At 41.0% G+C, this 17434-nt stretch carries 13 protein-coding genes; 7 read left to right on the top strand and 6 right to left on the bottom strand.

The window, feature by feature from the left end:
- Positions 1 to 15: 15 nt before the first annotated feature.
- Positions 16 to 3180, top strand: coding sequence for a bifunctional cytochrome P450/NADPH--P450 reductase CypB (gene cypB / locus NYE43_RS13440; RefSeq protein WP_185848771.1), 3165 nt, complete (start codon positions 16 to 18; stop codon positions 3178 to 3180).
- A gap of 347 nt (positions 3181 to 3527) precedes the next feature.
- Here the strand turns inward: cypB and NYE43_RS13435 are convergent, their stop codons facing one another.
- From NYE43_RS13435 to NYE43_RS13415, 5 genes are all read right to left on the bottom strand, one after another.
- On the bottom strand, positions 3528 to 3791 hold the full coding sequence (locus tag NYE43_RS13435) for a YrhK family protein (protein ID WP_373271173.1): 264 nt from the start codon (positions 3789 to 3791) through the stop codon (positions 3528 to 3530).
- A 467-nt stretch (positions 3792 to 4258) separates the two neighbouring features.
- Positions 4259 to 6157, bottom strand: coding sequence for an acyltransferase family protein (locus tag NYE43_RS13430; protein WP_341062116.1), 1899 nt, complete (start codon positions 6155 to 6157; stop codon positions 4259 to 4261).
- A 129-nt stretch (positions 6158 to 6286) separates the two neighbouring features.
- A complete protein-coding gene (gene rsiV, locus NYE43_RS13425; RefSeq protein ID WP_095713415.1) occupies positions 6287 to 7144 on the bottom strand; it encodes an anti-sigma-V factor RsiV in 858 nt (285 codons plus the stop codon).
- On the bottom strand, positions 7144 to 7641 hold the full coding sequence (gene sigV / locus NYE43_RS13420; RefSeq protein ID WP_095713414.1) for an RNA polymerase sigma factor SigV: 498 nt from the start codon (positions 7639 to 7641) through the stop codon (positions 7144 to 7146). The genes rsiV and sigV overlap by 1 nt, the downstream gene beginning before the upstream one ends.
- A gap of 249 nt (positions 7642 to 7890) precedes the next feature.
- Entirely contained in the window at positions 7891 to 8718 is an 828-nt protein-coding gene (locus NYE43_RS13415) for a TrmB family transcriptional regulator (RefSeq protein ID WP_095713413.1), read from the bottom strand.
- A gap of 153 nt (positions 8719 to 8871) precedes the next feature.
- Here NYE43_RS13415 and NYE43_RS13410 point away from each other — a divergent pair, with 153 nt between their 5' ends.
- Entirely contained in the window at positions 8872 to 9504 is a 633-nt protein-coding gene (locus NYE43_RS13410; RefSeq protein WP_024122275.1) for a LysE family transporter, read from the top strand.
- Between the two features lie 240 nt (positions 9505 to 9744).
- Here the strand turns inward: NYE43_RS13410 and NYE43_RS13405 are convergent, their stop codons facing one another.
- Positions 9745 to 11118 carry an amino acid permease gene (locus NYE43_RS13405; protein ID WP_024122274.1) on the bottom strand — a complete coding sequence of 458 codons (1374 nt, stop codon included), beginning with the start codon at positions 11116 to 11118 and terminating at the stop codon, positions 9745 to 9747.
- A 689-nt stretch (positions 11119 to 11807) separates the two neighbouring features.
- Between NYE43_RS13405 and NYE43_RS13400 the strand changes: the two genes are divergently transcribed.
- The 5 genes from NYE43_RS13400 (at position 11808) to levG (ending at position 17409) form a co-directional block, all read left to right on the top strand.
- Positions 11808 to 14618, top strand: coding sequence for a sigma 54-interacting transcriptional regulator (locus tag NYE43_RS13400; RefSeq protein WP_185848774.1), 2811 nt, complete (start codon positions 11808 to 11810; stop codon positions 14616 to 14618).
- A gap of 191 nt (positions 14619 to 14809) precedes the next feature.
- A complete protein-coding gene (gene levD, locus NYE43_RS13395; protein WP_059335489.1) occupies positions 14810 to 15250 on the top strand; it encodes a PTS fructose transporter subunit IIA in 441 nt (146 codons plus the stop codon).
- Complete coding sequence (locus NYE43_RS13390) at positions 15250 to 15750, top strand: mannose/fructose/sorbose PTS transporter subunit IIB (RefSeq protein ID WP_185848775.1); 501 nt, start codon at positions 15250 to 15252, stop codon at positions 15748 to 15750. The genes levD and NYE43_RS13390 overlap by 1 nt, the downstream gene beginning before the upstream one ends.
- 4 nt (positions 15751 to 15754) lie before the next feature.
- Complete coding sequence (levF, locus tag NYE43_RS13385; RefSeq protein WP_101861138.1) at positions 15755 to 16561, top strand: PTS fructose transporter subunit IIC; 807 nt, start codon at positions 15755 to 15757, stop codon at positions 16559 to 16561.
- A gap of 20 nt (positions 16562 to 16581) precedes the next feature.
- The gene (gene levG / locus NYE43_RS13380) at positions 16582 to 17409 is read left to right on the top strand and encodes a PTS fructose transporter subunit IID (RefSeq protein ID WP_024122268.1); all 828 of its coding nucleotides are present in this window, start codon (positions 16582 to 16584) and stop codon (positions 17407 to 17409) included.
- Positions 17410 to 17434: the final 25 nt, after the last annotated feature.

The following is a 17434-nucleotide window of genomic DNA, read 5'->3' as shown; positions in this document are numbered from 1 at the left end:
GAAAGGAAGATGTTTATGAAACAGGCAAGTGCAATACCTCAGCCGAAAACATACGGACCTTTAAAAAACCTCCCGCATTTGGAAAAGGAACAGCTTTCCCAATCCTTATGGCGGATTGCTGATGAGTTAGGGCCGATTTTCCGTTTCGATTTTCCTGGTGTATCCGGCGTTTTCGTATCAGGCCATGAACTCGTTGCTGAAGTGTGTGACGAGAGCCGATTTGACAAAAACCTTGGAAAAGGCTTGCTGAAAGTGCGTGAGTTCGGAGGAGACGGATTGTTTACAAGCTGGACGCACGAGCCGAATTGGCAGAAAGCCCATCGTATTCTGCTGCCGAGCTTCAGTCAAAAAGCAATGAAAGGCTATCATTCTATGATGCTGGATATCGCGACACAGCTGATTCAAAAATGGAGCCGGCTGAATCCGAATGAAGAAATTGACGTGGCGGACGATATGACCCGCCTGACGCTTGATACCATCGGGTTATGCGGATTTAACTATCGGTTTAACAGCTTTTACCGTGATACGCAGCATCCGTTTATCACCAGCATGCTCCGGGCTTTAAAAGAGGGAATGAACCAAACAAAAAGGCTGGGCCTGCAGGATAAGATGATGGTCAAAACGAGACAGCAGTTCCAAAAGGATATCGAAGTGATGAATTCGCTGGTTGACAGAATTATAGCAGAACGAAAAGCAAACCCGGACCAAAACATTAAGGATCTGTTATCGCTCATGCTTTATGCGAAAGATCCTGTAACGGGTGAGACACTGGATGATGAAAACATCAGATATCAAATCATCACGTTTTTAATCGCAGGCCATGAAACAACGAGCGGCTTGCTTTCCTTTGCGATTTACTGTCTGCTTAAACATCCGGAAAAACTTAAAAAAGCTCAAGTGGAAGCCGATCGCGTGTTAACGGAAGACACGCCTGAATATAAACACATTCAGCAGCTGAAATATGTTCGGATGGTTCTCAATGAAACGCTTAGGCTGTATCCGACAGCGCCCGCTTTTTCTCTTTATGCCAAGGAGGATACAGTTTTAGGCGGCGAATACCCTATCAGTAAAGGACAGCCCGTCTCCGTCTTGATCCCAAAACTTCACAGAGATCAAAACGCTTGGGGTGAAGATGCAGAAGATTTTCGTCCGGAACGGTTTGAGAACCCTGAGAGTATTCCTCACCATGCGTATAAACCGTTTGGAAACGGCCAGCGGGCATGTATCGGGATGCAGTTTGCGCTTCAAGAAGCGACAATGGTTCTCGGACTTGTATTAAAGCACTTTGAATTGATGAATCACACTGGTTACGAGCTCAAAATCAAAGAGGCATTAACAATTAAACCGGATGATTTTAAAATTACAGTGAAACCAAGGAAAACGGTCCAAATGAATGTTCAGAAAAAAGAACAGACTGGCACCGTGCACGAAACGAAGGAAAACGAGACAAAACCTAAACACGGCACACCTTTACTCGTTCTTTACGGTTCAAACCTCGGCACCGCAGAAGGCATGGCAGGTGAATTGGCAGCTTACGGGCGCCGGCTCGGCTTTACAGCGGAAACTGCACCTCTTGATGATTACATTGGAAAACTCCCCGACCAAGGCGCTGTTGTCATTGTGACTGCCTCATATAACGGGGCGCCGCCTGATAATGCTGCTGGCTTTGTCGAGTGGCTGGGAGAGTTGGAGGAAGGTCAATTAAAGGGTGTTTCCTATGCGGTATTCGGCTGCGGAAACCGGAGCTGGGCCAGCACGTATCAGCGAATTCCTCGCCTTATCGATGACATGATGGCATCAAAAGGAGCATCACGATTGACATCCATTGGGGAAGGCGATGCGGCCGATGACTTTGAAAGCCATCGCGAGTCTTGGGAGAACCGCTTTTGGAAGGAAACAATGGAAGCCTTTCACGTGAATGAAATAACCGAGAAAGAAACGAAGCCGTCACTATCCATTACATTCCTCAGTGAAGCAACTGAGACACCGCTTGCTAAAGCGTATGGCGCGTTTGAAGGTATCGTTCTTGAAAATCATGAGCTTCAGACAGCAAGCAGTTTGCGTTCGACGCGTCATATAGAATTGGAGCTCCCTGACTCAAAAACGTATAAAGAAGGCGACCACATCGGAATATTGCCGAAAAACAGCCAAGAGCTGGTTCAACGGGTTCTCAACCGATTCGATTTGCAGCCGCAAGATGTGATAAAAATGAACGGCAGCCCGCATATGGCTCACCTTCCGCTGGATCGGCCGATCAGAGTGATGGAGTTATTATCATCTTACGTAGAGCTGCAGGATTCTGCTTCAAGGCTTCAGCTTCGTGAGCTGGCTTCATATACAGTATGCCCGCCTCATAAAAAAGAGCTGGAATTACTTATATCGAGTGATGAAATGTACAAGGAACATGTTCTGAGAAAACGTGTGACAATGCTGGATCTGTTAGAGGACTATCCGGCCTGTGAAATGCCGTTTGAACGGTTTTTAGAGCTTTTGCCATCACTAAAGCCAAGATATTATTCAATTTCAAGCTCACCGAAGGTCAAAGCAAATAGGGTCAGTATGACGGTGGGAGTTGTAAAGGCCTCAGCTTGGAGCGGACGCGGGGAATATAAGGGCGTTGCATCCAATTACTTAGCCGGACTCCGTCAAGGTGATACGGTTGCCTGTTTCATTCGGACACCGCAATCTGGATTCCAGCTGCCTGATGATCTCCAAACTCCGCTGATTATGGTGGGACCGGGTACAGGAATTGCGCCATTCAGAGGTTTCATCCAGGCCAGATCCGTTCTGAAGAAGGAAGGAAGTGCGCTTGGCGAAGCTCATTTATACTTCGGATGCCGGCGTCCTGATCATGACGATCTTTATAAAGAAGAGCTTGACCAGGCGGAAAAAGCCGGTTTGGTAACAGTCCATCGATGCTATTCACGAATGGAAGACGAACCAAAAGTATATGTTCAGCACTTACTAAAACAAGATGCACAGAAATTAATTTCACTGATCGAAAAAGGTGCGCACGTTTATATATGCGGCGATGGTGCACAAATGGCTCCTGAAGTAGAGAACACACTGCGTGCGGCTTATGAAGCTGACAAAGGAGCAAGTCAGGAAGCGTCAGCAGAATGGCTGAAGAAGCTGCAAGATCAAAAACGTTATGTAAAAGATGTATGGACTGGAATGTAAGTAAAAATAAATCCCGCCAGAGATGGCGGGATTGCTTTAGCATGTGAAAAACCGGCACGATATTGAAATCTACTGAAAAGGATGTTATAGGGAGTATCGCGCCGGCCTTGTTATTATTATCGTCCGAAAGATATAAAACTTTAGGTTTTTTTCTGGTTTTTTATAAATAAATAGTTATAAAGTTATATATTTGTATCTTGGAGTTTAATTTTCTAGAAACTTAATCAAGCGTTTTTTCCTTTTTATTCTTGCATCTCATCATGCCGTTTGAGTTAGACTGTCCGATTTGAGACTATGCATTTGAATGCCCCGCAGGTTTCAGTCTGTTCGCTTCCTCACACTTCATGCTAGTCAGAGGATGTTCCATGATGATATAGACGCTCAAGATGTTTTCTGTAATGAAAATCATGAACCAAACGAATCGTCGGTCTGATTAAAAGCAGGAAGCTGCCAACCGCAAACAGCCATATCCCTGCAGACATTAATTCATCGTAAAAGAAGAAAAAGCTGCCGATGAAAAATAAAAAGCCAATGATAAAATCGTTTACTGTATAGAGAACTTTATATCGTTTTTTGAAAAAAAGCTCGTATCGATTTATTTGCTTTTTCATCTCTTTTTCTGCATTAGCTTCCACGATGATCCCTCCATTCTATATTTGCTTACCCTCACGTAAACGATAGGTAAACATAAGAGCTTCACAGCTAGATATAAAAATGATGAGGACCATATATAGGTCAGCCATTTCTCAAGTTAGGAAGGGCGGTAGTTTGTGAGTTTTCTTATACCTATTTATTAACATAAATTTAAAAATGTTGTAATATAAATGGATCATAAACGAAGGGGGTGGCAATATGAATAAAGAATCGAAGGTTATTATCGTATTAGGTGAATTTGAGAACGAAGCGGAAGGAATAATTTTAGAATGCAGAATATAAATTTCCAATAGATTAGGTTTTATGCCTGGTCCATGTCATCAATGTGAACGGCAATTCTTTTTTAAAAGCAATTTGCTGCACGCAGCTGGAATTGATCCATCGCAAAAAAAAGAGGTCTAAGCAGGACCTCTTTTTTGCTAATCTATTTTATTGCCCGAACGATAAGAGCGGTTAAAGCTTCAGCCCCTTGGGGAACCAAGTGTACGCCGTCAGGGGTGAAATACTCCGGATGCTGGAGAGCTTCTGTATGCCAGTCAACCAACGTAATATTGTTATGCGTGTTAGCCTGCTGCCGCAAAGATTCATTCACCTTGCTTTCCCATTGCCGGGGAACCCGCGTATTGACAAGATAGATATGAGCTTTTGAGAAAGATGTAAGCAATTGATCGATTTGGCTGTTTGTAAAGTAGCCATTGGTTCCCAGCTCAATGATGACAGCTTTATTCGGCTGATTAAAAGACTTGTATTCCTGTGTCAGTTCTAAAGCTTGAGACATTTGTCTTCCCACCTTCCCATCAATTGTGACATGTGAAAGAGACTGACGGAGGCTGGAGGCGCTATCAAGCATAACGGAATCCCCTATAGCTAATACTTCTTTATCAGCAGCTGCCGGTTCTTTCTGAGATTTTTCGTCCTTTTTTTTCTTAGTCTCCTGTCCTTTTGCGCTCGTTTCCTCTTGATCTTTAGTTGAGGCTGTTGTTTTTTGTTTGGATTTGTTTTCTCCGTCTTTATCGGATGCTGCCATCTTTCTATGCTCTGACGTCTGGTTTGTGTCAGCGCTTGTTTCTTGTGAGCTATACGTCCATTGCGGATGTTTTTTCTCTCCGGCTACCCCTGACAGTCCCCCTGCAAAAATAAGTATAGCGAGAATGACGAAGCCAATTGACATTTTGCTGATGACAGATGTCGTTTTCCATTCTCGAATTCTATGAATAAAAGCCCGGCGGAAAAATGACTTAAACCCCTCTGTCCGTATCGGCTTTTCAATGAAATGATAGGAAAGCTCGGCGAGTATAAATGTAACGATGATCTTTAGCGCGATATGCCAAAAAACAGGGTTTCCGATTTCTTGAACCGGCGTGCTTAACACAATAACAGGGTAGTGCCAAAGATAAATACCGTAAGACCTCGTTCCAAGCCAACGAAGAGGCCTCCATGAAAGCAGAATGCCCAAAAAGCTGCTCGGATGGGATACACATGCAATAAGGACCGCTGCGGTAATGCTTATTAAAAACATTCCGCCTCTGTAAAGAAAAGGTTCGTATTCATCTGTAAAATAGACACACAAAACTAAAATACAAAACGCCGATAGTTCTGTGCCATGCAAAAGGCGCTTCAGTTTGCATGGCAGCCTGTTGGAAGACAGCCTTTTCATCGGCCATATCAGAGCCAGAGCACATCCTATGAGAAGTTCAAACGAACGAGTATCTGTGCCGTAGTACACGCGACTCGGATCTCCGCCGGGTTCATACAGTACGCTCATCATCACGGCTGAACAGAGCGCAAGCAACGACACCGCTGCCGCCAGTTTCGCACGGTTTTTAAATATGTACATTCCAGCAACCAAGAACATCGGCCATACAATATAAAATTGCTCTTCAATTGCCAATGACCAAAGGTTTTTAAGCGGTGACGGGGATCCGAAGCTATCAAAATACGAGAGTTTATGAAAAATAAACCACCAATTACTCATGTAAAAGAGAGAAGAGATGGCATCTCCGCGCACAGTGTGCAAAAGTTCCCGGTTGCATACGACGACCCAAATAACAGCGGAAATGATCATAAGGTAAGCCGCTGGCAGAAGCCGCCGAATTCGGCGCACCCAAAAGTCCCGAAAATCAAGGCTGATATCATTTCCATGTGCCGGCAGTATAATAGATGTAATTAAATAGCCTGATAATACAAAAAAGATATCAACTCCAATGAAACCACCGTTAGCCCAATTGAAGTTTAGGTGATAGGCGATAACTGCCAGGACGGCAAAAGCCCGAAGGCCATCGAGTCCAGTGATGTAGCGGTGATGCTGTGTTTTGTGATACATGGTATTCCTCCAATAATGTGCAGATATTCTCGTTGTTTTGGCTGCAAGGTTACGCCTTTTTGATATTTGTCAGGTCCCTTTGCGAAAGGGAAAACACCCATGACAGATGATGACATGGATGTTTTTCTGTTATCGAACATAACGTTCTCCCATGAGCAGATTTGAGATGACGCTGGTTGGAATTTTAAACTCTGTAACGCCCATATAGCCGGGGGCAACTTCATATTCATCAAATGAAATCACAAGTTTATGGTCTTCTGTAATATAAAACGTTTGATCAGGCTGAATGTGTTTGAATGGTTCTGCATCCTCGTCAGTGACCCAATAGATTTTATTTGGATCTTCCTTCATTTGCTGTTTCATTTGTTCTTTGATGTTTTGGCTGATGACTTTGATATAGCGGTCATCTTTAAATAAGCTTTTTAATGTAAGTAAGATATCATTCTTTTTGTCAATTGTGATATAACGGCTTTGTGTGTAAGATGATGCTTGTGTTTTTTCAATATCACGCCGAATAGAAATTAAATCTGGCGTGTCTGTTACTGTCTCGTAATCACTGTAGATGCTGAGATGTCCTTTTTTATTTTTGGATGTGGACTGTATAAATTCTTTATACATCTGCTTGCTTTCTTTCAAATATTTCTGGTTGATGCTGTTTTCAAGCTCTTTATTAGAAAGTCCCGACAGAGCAGGCGTTTTGACATCAATGCTTGATTCATCTTTCTCTTCTTTGATCTCAATAAAAGTGATGGCTTTGACGATCTTGCCGATGACAGGGATTTTTGACATAGCTTGAGCTGCATCTGGGTTGATGTTGACAAGTGCAGTGAATAAAATAGCTGCCGCGACAGCTGCTGATGTCGGCCACATGACGATTCTTTTCTTTTTTGGTTTTTGCTGAAGGGCTTTTTCGACAATGATATCCAGTTCTTTAGGAATCTGGACATTTTTATATTCTTCTTTTAATTGCTGTAATCTCTTATCCATTAAGAATCCTCCTTCGTCAACTGAATGCGCATCAGCTTCAATGCTCTGTAAAGGCGCGTTTTGACGGTATTCAAATTTTCCCCTGTAATTTCCGCAATTTCTTCTAGTTTGAGGTCTTCAAAAAAACGCAAAATAATAATTGTTTTATAGTGGGACGGCAATTCGTCGAGCGCTTCATGAAGATCAGTGTCCTTATAGTGATCTTCCTTTCCTGAGCTTAAAAACTCAATCGTTTCGTCATCCATCACCTTTAACTTTTTTTGTTTTCGCAAAAAATCAATAGCTGTACGTACTAAGATTTTATAAAACCAGCTTTTTATCGTCTCAGGGTTTCTGACCGTTTCAACTGAGCTGAGCGCTTTTTTTATAGATTCCTGAATAATATCTAATGCGTCATCTTGATTTTTCACATAACTGAAGGCTAATCTGTAGAAATCTTGCTTATGGTCAGTTATACACGTGACAAGCAACGCTTTTATTGTTTGTTTTTTCTTCATTGCAATAAAGGGCTCCTTTTTGAATATACGTATATCGTAGGATGTTACCTAGGATAGACGGGGCAGTTTGAAAAATAGTTTGCGCAGATATTATTTTTTTAAAAAAAGTGATCAGGAGCGGGAGGGGAGGATCAATTGCTTAAAAATAAACGGAAAAGACCCTATTAATGGGGAGTTCATAAAAAAACATGACTTGTTGATACAAGCCATGTTTTTTGGTTACATGGTATACAGGAAATATCATGTGTTCTATTCCAAGTAATGTTTTTTAAAATCTGAGTGGATTGAAAATTTGCGTCGTAACTGGATGAGGTTTTTTCCAAAACTTTCTTCTAAAAGCCCTCTATGCTTCTTCATAATTTCCATGAGATACAGATCATGAATGATCACTTCTGTAATAGGCATGACTAAACCTACATGCATCGTCCATGCAGCACGGCTATCGTTGCCAAGAGAGACAATACCTGCTACTACTTCTGAATCATCTCCGCTATATACAAGCCACCGTCCGTCATACTCTTCTGTAATTTCACTGCTCATATCATGAAGGTACACATTAGCAAAATCAGATGCGATATCTCCGTAGGCAATAATGGTGACAATGACACCTTTATTTGCCGCCTGTCTCAGCTCTGATTCCACCTCTTTGAAATCCTCTTTCCAGATCTCCAAGAGGATTCTTTTTTTTGCTGATAATATACAAGCCTTCACCTTTTCAAGAATTTCACTGCGTCCGGTGATATTCCAGATATTTTCCCGGTCATTTGCGGTCTGTTCGAATTTTTCAAAGTATTTTTCAGCCTGGTCAAAATTCTCTTCCGCTTTGAGCCGTCGGTTTTTAATCAGTTCTTTAGCGGGTACAGGGACATACTGAGGCGTGTTTCCGTGGCTTACAAAAACATCTCCTCTTAAGACTAAGCTTTCCAAGACTTCATATATTTTTGAACGAGGCACGCCGGAATTTTTGGCTACCGCATAACCGGTTAAAGGCGATTCTTGCAATAATGCCAGATAAGCTTTTGATTCATATTCGGTAAAATTGAGGTTTTTTAAAATGTCTAACATATTTTCCTTCATACATCCTCCAATATAAAGAGCAGTCGCTGCCTTTGTAATCGCTATTTTAACAAACCATATTGATTTTTTCCAAACGTATTGATACACTTTTTATAGGGAGTTACTTTAGTAGTCACTATATGTTAAGGGGATTCATTTAAAGGGGGAAAGAACATGCACAGCTTACTCGCATACATACCGATCGCTGCCATGATGGTTATCATTCCAGGAGCAGATACGATGCTTGTTATGAAAAATACCCTTAGGTATGGCGCAAAGGCTGGCCGATATAATATTCTCGGATTGGCAACGGGACTTTCTTTTTGGACGGTTATTGCCATTCTAGGTTTATCAATGGTCATTGCCAAGTCGGTGATTCTTTTTACAACAATCAAATATTTGGGAGCAGCATACTTAATTTATTTAGGGATAAAAAGTTTTTTTGCAAAAAATATGTTTTCTTTAGACGACATGCAAGCTCAAGCAAAAACCGCAGCAATTTCTCCGAAACGACACTATAAATCTTCCTTTATGCAAGGGTCACTCAGTAACATTCTCAATCCCAAAACGGTTTTGGTCTATGTCACGATCATGCCCCAATTCATTAATTTGAAGGGAAATGTAAACCAGCAGCTCATTATTTTAGCTTCAATTCTCACCCTATTAGCGGTGTTATGGTTCCTCTTTCTCGTTTATATCATTGATTACGCAAAAAAATGGATGAAAAATCCCAAGTTCCAGAAAGCTTTTCAAAAAATAACGGGAATCATATTAGTTGGGTTTGGTATTAAAACTGGTTTAAATTGATGTCACGGCCACTTATCAAAAGACTCCGTTCATATTTTGAACGGAGTCTTTTGATAAATATGGAGATTAAATCACGGAGGCAGGTATGTTTTTATCTTCAGCATACGTTTATTTGGAGACATTTGTACGGGAAAAGATCATGACACTAAATGAGCGGGATCGTAAAACATGGAATATCCAGTGCCTCGCAGCACACAAAAAAGACAAGGGATAAACAACTCCCTTGTCTTTTTTATGATTTCACTTAGTATGACGAACTTTATAAGCAATCATCAATAAGAGAAACCAAACTGGAGTGACAAATAGGGAAACACGCGTATCTTTCGCGAGTGCCAGCACAACCAGTATGAACACCAGGAAAGCCAGTGTTACGTAATTGGATAATGGAAAAAGCGGCATTTTAAATGTATTCACCTTTGCTGCATCCGGTCTTGTTTTCCGGTATTTCAAATGGCAAATCACAATAATGCCCCAAATAAAGATGAAGCATATAGTAGAAACACTTGTGATCAGCGTAAAGACTTGCTCTGGCATTACATAGTTCAGAATAACACCAATAAGAATGGCAATGGCTGAAAAGAACAATGCATTGCTTGGTACATTTGAGGCAGTCAGCTTTTGCAATGGGTCAGGTGCATGATGATCCTTGGCAAGCGAGTATACCATCCGGCTTGTACTAAATAAAGCACTATTGCCAGCTGAAGCAGCAGATGTCAGTACAACAAAATTAATGATGCTGGCGGCTGCTGTGATACCGACCGCTGAGAATACTTGAACAAATGGGCTTTCAGCAGGATTAATGATATTCCATGGATAAATACTCATAATCACAAGAAGAGCGCCAATATAAAAAAGCAAAATTCGAATAGGGATATTGTTAATTGCTTTAGGGATTACTTTTTCTGGGTTTTCTGCTTCGCCTGCAGTAAGCCCCACAAGTTCAATGCCCGTAAATGCAAACACGACCATCTGGAATGAGAGGATAAATCCATGTAAACCATTTGGAAACATGCCGCCGTGACTCCAAAGATTCGTGAAGGAGGCTATGCTTGACTGTGTGGAAAATCCTTTTATGATCAAGACAATACCGATAACAATCAGTGCCAGTATTGCGATGATTTTGATTAATGCGAACCAGAACTCCAATTCACCAAAAAGTTTTACAGTCGCTAGATTCATGATGAGCAACATCATAAGCGCAATAAACCCTGGCATCCATTGGGGTACACCAGGAAACCAATATTGGGTATAAAGACCGACAGCTGTTAAATCAGCCATAGCAAGTGAGATCCAGCAAAACCAGTACGTCCAGCCGGTAATAAATGCTGCCATATTTCCTAAATAATCACTTACAAAATCAACAAAAGAGTGATATCCCGCGTTTGATAAGAGCAGCTCTCCCAGTGAACGCATAATAAAAAAGAGAAATACGCCCGTGATCATGTAAGCAAATAAAATAGAGGGTCCTGAAAAATGTATTGATTTCCCTGATCCTAGGAATAAACCAGTTCCGATTGCCCCCCCAATCGCTATGAGTTGTATGTGCCTGTTTTTAAGGCCTCTGGACAATTTCCGTTTGTGCAGAGAATTGTCCATAGTGGAATCGTCCGTCACTTTATGTTTTCCTCCAATAAAAAATATAGTTATCTTGGTTGTTTAGGAATCATAGCTTCCTAAATTTTTTATCTATCATTATAACAGGAAACTTATATTATTTTAAATTTTATTGATTTTTTTAATTAAATGTAACTAATGTATCTATCTTTCTTTTCTATTTTTATAAGGTGTAATATCCATCAGGATGAGTAAAGGATTTCTTTTCTGCCGCTCTAATAATATATCCCACTATTTTTTATTAAAATAATAATGTTATAGGAAGAATAGAGAGTTTACATTCAGTCATGTTTATAATGACAAGAGATTAAGTTTTGGGTTATTTGCCCTGATCTTTAAGATGTATTTTCTGAAGTATCAGAACTTTGTCACCAATATGTTCACGGAGAGTGGTAAACTGTTTACGAATTATTACTTTTGAAGGGGGACAACCTGAGTGAATCATAGATCAAAAACACCAAAAAGGGTGTTTGTTTAGACAAATAACGAAATTATTTTTTAATCGGTGCAAGCTTTTGTGTTGAGATACGTGCTATTGTTCCTGCATACAAAAACATTTAACAGAATATTGAAAAAGAAAATCCGAGTGCGGACGCAAGGCCATAGAATGAGATGAGATCCTCAGTACAAGGCATAAAACTGATGTCCGTTTTTTCAATTTTGACTAATAAGGACAAAGGATGATATAGATGAAAAGAATTGATAAAATATACCATCAGCTCATGCATAATTTTCATGACTCCAGCTTAGATCATCTTTTAAAGGTACAGGGAAATTCAGCAAAGGAAATTGCTCAGCAATTGAAGATAGAGCGGTCCAATGTCAGTTTTGAATTAAACAATCTCGTGCGGTCCAAAAAGGTAATAAAAATTAAAACGTTTCCCGTGCGCTACATTCCAGTGGAAGTAGTGGAAAGGGCATTCAACAAAAAATGGAATACAGAGATAATGGAAGTGAAAGAACTGAAGGGGCTTTCTGAAAATCAAAAAAAGAACGATCAAAATATTTCTACGAATCCTCTTGAACTTATGATTGGAGCAAAAGGCAGTTTGAAGAAAGCAATTTCTCAAGCAAAAGCAGCTGTTTTTTATCCTCCGCACGGTCTGCACATGCTTCTCTTAGGACCAACAGGCTCCGGTAAATCCCTTTTTGCGAACCGGATTTACCAGTTTGCGATTTACTCTGACATTTTGAAGGCTGGTTCTCCGTTCATCACATTTAACTGTGCAGATTACTATAACAATCCTCAATTATTGCTCTCTCAATTATTTGGTCATAAGAAAGGAGCATTTACCGGTGCCAGCGAAGATAAAGCCGGTTTAGTTGAGCAGGCCGACGGGGGCATTCTGTTTATGGATGAAATTCATCGTCTTCCGCCTGAGGGACAAGAAATGCTGTTTTATTTTATCGACAGCGGATCTTATAACCGTCTTGGAGAAACTGAACATAAAAGAACATCGAAAGTATTATTTATTTGCGCAACTACCGAAAACCCTAATTCTGCTCTATTAAAAACATTTTTGCGGAGAATTCCAATGACGATTCATATTCCATCGCTGGAAGAACGATCTCTTAAAGAGAGAGTTGATCTCACAACGTTTTTATTAGGGAAAGAAGCAGAGCGTATTAAGAAGAATCTAAGTGTGCATATCGATGTATATAATGCATTGATTCATTCTGCGAAGTTTGGGAATGTGGGACAGCTGAAATCAAATGTGCAGTTAGTTTGTGCACATGGATTCTTACATAATCTTGACAGAGATGAAGTTGTTGAACTGACCGTTCGGGATCTCCCGGATGAAATCAAGCAAGATTGGATGTCAAGCAGCAAAAACATGAAAAGAAGCAAAACGATTTCTGAATATGTCAATATCACAACCATCATATCCCCGATAGTAGAAGATGAAACAACAAAAATTGATGATGATCTATCATTTAATTTGTATCATTTGATAGAAGAAAAGGTCGAAGTGCTAAACAAAGAAGGTTTGTCCAAAAAGGAAATAAACCAATATATTTTAACGGATATTCATTTGCATGTCAGAAGCTTTTTTAATCAAAGCGCGTTCCGAAATGACAACCTGCTGACATTTGTTGAGGACGGCGTGATTCAAATGACGAAGCAATTAAAAGAAGTTGCTGAACATGAACTGAATTGCACATTTGACCGTAAATTTATCTATTTTTTAAGTATGCATATCGATTCATTTTTAAAACGCGGTAAGCAAATTGATATTTTAAATGCGCAGGAAACAGATGAAATCCGTGATACCCATGTGAAAGAGTATCAGGTGGCGCTCATATTTAAAGACAAAATTCAGGAACACTTCAGAGTAACCGTCCCGGAAATAGAAGTCATCTACTTAACGATGCTGATTCATTCCATCAAAACGTTAAAAGAAAACAAAAGAGTAGGGATTGTGGTTGCCGCACATGGAAATAGCATGGCGAGTTCCATGGTAGAAGTAGCGACGGAGCTTTTAGGAAGCACCCCAATTGCGGCCGTTGATATGCCCCTTTCTGTTTCACCTGCGGAAATTATGGAGTGCTTAGCGGGAAAAATACAGCAGGTAGATGAAGGTGAAGGTGTTTTAATGCTTGTTGACATGGGGTCACTTGCAATGCTGGAAAGCAAGCTTGAAGAAAAAACAGGCATCAAAATCAAAACAATCAGCAATGTCACGACCTCAATGGTGCTGGACGCCGTCAGAAAGGTGAACTATCTGAATTTACATTTACATGCCATATATGATTCGGTCACAAAGGATTTTATTGAGTTATGGGATCGGCAGCCTGCCGCCTCACCAGGCAAAAAGAGGGCGTTGGTTTCGATCTGCACAACAGGCCGCGGAACGGCAAAAAAGCTGGAAGACATCTTAACAACGATCGTAAACAAGGCCTCTGATGTTCCCATCCACATATTGACCGTATCATCGATTAAATTGGCAAACAGCATCAAAGAAATCGAAAAAGAGTATGAGATTCTTGCGACAGTAGGAACAAAAGATCCTAAAATCAATGCTCCGCATGTATCTTTGGAGGTATTAATTGGAGGAGAAGGAGAGAAGATGATCCAACAGGCGATCACAAAAGGCAGCATCCCGATGAGTAATGGATTATCGGGCACAAACATCATTGTACGGGAGCTTTGCGAGGATAGTTTGAAAAAGTATCTGGTTTTTTTGAACCCTCATCACATTATAGAAATCTTATTAGAGTGGCTTCAAACCATTCAAGATGAACTAGGCATCATTTTCAATAACACAGTGATGATCAAAGTGATTATGCATACAGCTTTTGCCTTTGAAAGGGTGATTAAACAGAATCCGATTGCTTTTTCCGAAGAAGACGAAATAACCGATCAGCTGAAAGAGATCTTTGAGGTGACAGAGCGAACATTAATCCCTTACGAACAAAAATTGGGGCTGAACATAAGCGATGATGAAAAATTATTTATAGCCGCCATTTTTGCTGACGAAGTACATGGCCACATGTGTTAAAAACGATTTTTTTACGTAAACCTGTATTAAATGGAACGCCATTTTAATACAGGTTTATTTTTGTATTCACATGTGTTTCAATCAGCTTTCTTCATGTGCTGTAAAACAAATGAGAACGCTTAACACAGCTTCTTTGGCACGATACTTGCATTATAAATGGGTGTACGAAAAAGGAAAGGAGCAATCGTGTTATGATTTCAGTCATTATTAGCGGACATGGGGACTTTCCCATAGCATTAAAAGAATCTTCAGGCATGATATTCGGTGAAGAAAATCATCTGATAGCGGTGCCGTTTTTTAAAGGAGAGGGCATCCAAACGCTGCAAGAAAAATATCATCAGACGCTTCAGGATATTCCGAAAGAAAATGAGGTGCTTTTTTTAGTTGATATTTTTGGAGGCACACCGTATAACGCAGCGGCTTCCTTCATCGCTAAGGATCAAAGAATGGATATGGCTGCCGGCATAAACCTGCCGATACTACTGGAGGTTTTAAGCCTGAGAGAACACATGAAACTCAAAGAAATGCTGAATCACTTAAAAAAAATGAGCCAGCAAAGCTTTCAAGTTTGCAGTGAACATTTAGAAAAAGCAAAAACAGTTTGTGAAGAAAAAAGAGAGGATGAACTATGATGAACATTACATTGGCAAGAATTGATGACCGCTTTATTCACGGCCAAATCCTGACAAGATGGATTAAAGTCCATGCAGCAGACCGAATCATCGTTGTGTCAGATGACGTTGCGCAGGATGAAATGAGAAAAACCCTGATCCTATCTGTTGCTCCTTCCAATGTAAAGGCGAGTGCCGTATCAATTTCTAAAATGGCAAAGGCGTTTCATAGTCCGCGCTACGAAGGGGTAACGGCGATGCTGCTGTTTGAAAACCCATCCGATATTGTATCTCTCATAGAAGCAGGCGTCCCTATCAAAACCGTAAATGTCGGAGGGATGCGTTTTGAGAATAATCGCCGGCAAATCACCAAATCAGTCAGCGTAACTGAAGAGGATATAGAGGCCTTTGAATCATTAAATGAATTAGGCGTCACACTGGAATTGAGGCAGCTGCCTTCTGATACCAGTGAAGACTTTATGGAGATTTTGAGAAATGTAACAAAATCATCAAGGGGATGAGATGATGACTTCAATACAAATTATTTTGTTGTTAATCATTGCAGCCATTACAGGTATTGCAAGTGTATTGGATGAAGGACAAACACACCGTCCGCTGATTGCCTGCACTTTGGTTGGCCTTGTGCTTGGTGATCTAAAAACAGGAATCATTTTAGGAGGAACGCTGGAGCTGATGGCGCTGGGCTGGATGAATGTCGGCCTCGCCATGGCGCCTGATACAGCCATTGCCTCTGTGATTTCAACCATTTTAGTGATTACCGCTGATCAAGGCATTGGTGAAGGCATTGCCGTCGCTGTTGCTTTGGCAGCTGCAGGTCAAGCGCTTACTATTTTTGTCCGAACGATTACTGTCTTTTTCATTCACCGTGCTGATAAATATGCCAGGGAGGGGAATATCAAAGGAATTGAAATTATGCATGTTACCGCCATGGTGTTTCAAGCGCTGCGTGTCATGATACCGACTTTGATTGTGGCCTTAATCAGTGTGAGCGCTGTTCAGGTGTTCTTGGGAAATATTCCGGAAGTCATTACCAAAGGTTTGCAAATAGGAGGAGGCATCATTGTTGTTGTGGGGTATGCAATGGTGATCAATATGATGAATATCCCTTATCTTAAGCCATTTTTCTATATTGGTTTTTTGTTGGCAGCGTTTACCGATTTCAATTTAGTAGGATTTGGCGCTCTTGGTCTCTGTCTGGCGCTTTTATACCAGCAGGTTATGCAAAAAAATAGCGCCCACGGGGCAGTCGCCGCAGCCGCAGACGGCAGCAATGCAGCTGTCTATGATGATGATGACGATCTTGATGCATAAGAATGAGGGGGGGATGAAAATTGGAGAAAGAAAAAAGATTAACAAAGAAAGACATTTTCAGTATGTTTATCCGTTCGAATTTCTTGCTCGGCTCATTTAACTTTGAACGTGTGCAGGCAATGGGATATTGCTATGTGATGATACCGGCGATAAAAAAATTGTACGGTCCGGGAGCGAAAAGAAACGCAGCTTTGCAGCGCCATTTGGAATGGTTTAATACACATCCGTGGCTGTCCGCACCCATATTTGGGGTGACAGCTGCCATGGAAGAAGAAATGGCGAACAATAAAGGAATAGACGGGAAAGCAATAAGCGGGATGAAAATCGGTTTAATGGGTCCGATAGCGGGTGTGGGCGATCCTATTTTCTGGGGAACCGTACGCCCCGTATTGGCTGCTTTAGGGGCTTCTCTTGCTTTAGGCGGAAACATTGCCGGTCCTCTGCTGTTCTTTTTCCTGCTGAATGCCATCAGATTAACCACAAAATATTACGGTTTAAAGTATGGCTATGTAAAAGGGATGGAGATTCTGCAGGATCTAGCAGGGAATCGTATTCAAAAACTGACAGAAGGTGCTTCCATCCTCGGGTTATTTGTGATGGGGGCTTTGGTCTCCAAGTGGACCACCATCAACATCCCGATCGTTGTTTCAAGAATTAAAGATGATAACGGAAAAGTTGACGTTCAAACTGTGCAAAATATTTTAGACAGCATTATGCCGGGGGTGCTGCCTTTAGGATTGACTTTATTAGTGGCATGGATGCTGCGAAAAGGAGTAAATCCGCTCCTTATTATAGTTGGCATATTTGTGATCGGTATTCTTGGCTATTGGGCTGGATTTCTGGCATAAGCGCTTAACGGGTAAAAAGGGGAGA

This window comes from Bacillus sp. FSL R5-0434 (assembly GCF_038004745.1).
Taxonomy (GTDB): domain Bacteria; phylum Bacillota; class Bacilli; order Bacillales; family Bacillaceae; genus Bacillus; species Bacillus halotolerans.
The sequence above is the reverse complement of the archived record's forward strand: the minus strand, read 5'-3'. Positions and strand labels throughout refer to the sequence as shown.

Excerpts from the sequence above, each read along its gene's own strand:
- cypB (WP_185848771.1), top strand. The coding sequence starts at position 16 with ATGAAACAGGCAAGTGCAATACCTCAGCCGAAAACATACGGACCTTTA.
- NYE43_RS13435 (WP_373271173.1), bottom strand. The coding sequence starts at position 3,791 with ATGAAAAAGCAAATAAATCGATACGAGCTTTTTTTCAAAAAACGATAT.
- NYE43_RS13430 (WP_341062116.1), bottom strand. The coding sequence starts at position 6,157 with ATGTATCACAAAACACAGCATCACCGCTACATCACTGGACTCGATGGC.
- rsiV (WP_095713415.1), bottom strand. The coding sequence starts at position 7,144 with ATGGATAAGAGATTACAGCAATTAAAAGAAGAATATAAAAATGTCCAG.
- sigV (WP_095713414.1), bottom strand. The coding sequence starts at position 7,641 with ATGAAGAAAAAACAAACAATAAAAGCGTTGCTTGTCACGTGTATAACT.
- NYE43_RS13415 (WP_095713413.1), bottom strand. The coding sequence starts at position 8,718 with ATGAAGGAAAATATGTTAGACATTTTAAAAAACCTCAATTTTACCGAA.
- NYE43_RS13410 (WP_024122275.1), top strand. The coding sequence starts at position 8,872 with ATGCACAGCTTACTCGCATACATACCGATCGCTGCCATGATGGTTATC.
- NYE43_RS13400 (WP_185848774.1), top strand. The coding sequence starts at position 11,808 with ATGAAAAGAATTGATAAAATATACCATCAGCTCATGCATAATTTTCAT.
- levD (WP_059335489.1), top strand. The coding sequence starts at position 14,810 with ATGATTTCAGTCATTATTAGCGGACATGGGGACTTTCCCATAGCATTA.
- NYE43_RS13390 (WP_185848775.1), top strand. The coding sequence starts at position 15,250 with ATGAACATTACATTGGCAAGAATTGATGACCGCTTTATTCACGGCCAA.
- levF (WP_101861138.1), top strand. The coding sequence starts at position 15,755 with ATGACTTCAATACAAATTATTTTGTTGTTAATCATTGCAGCCATTACA.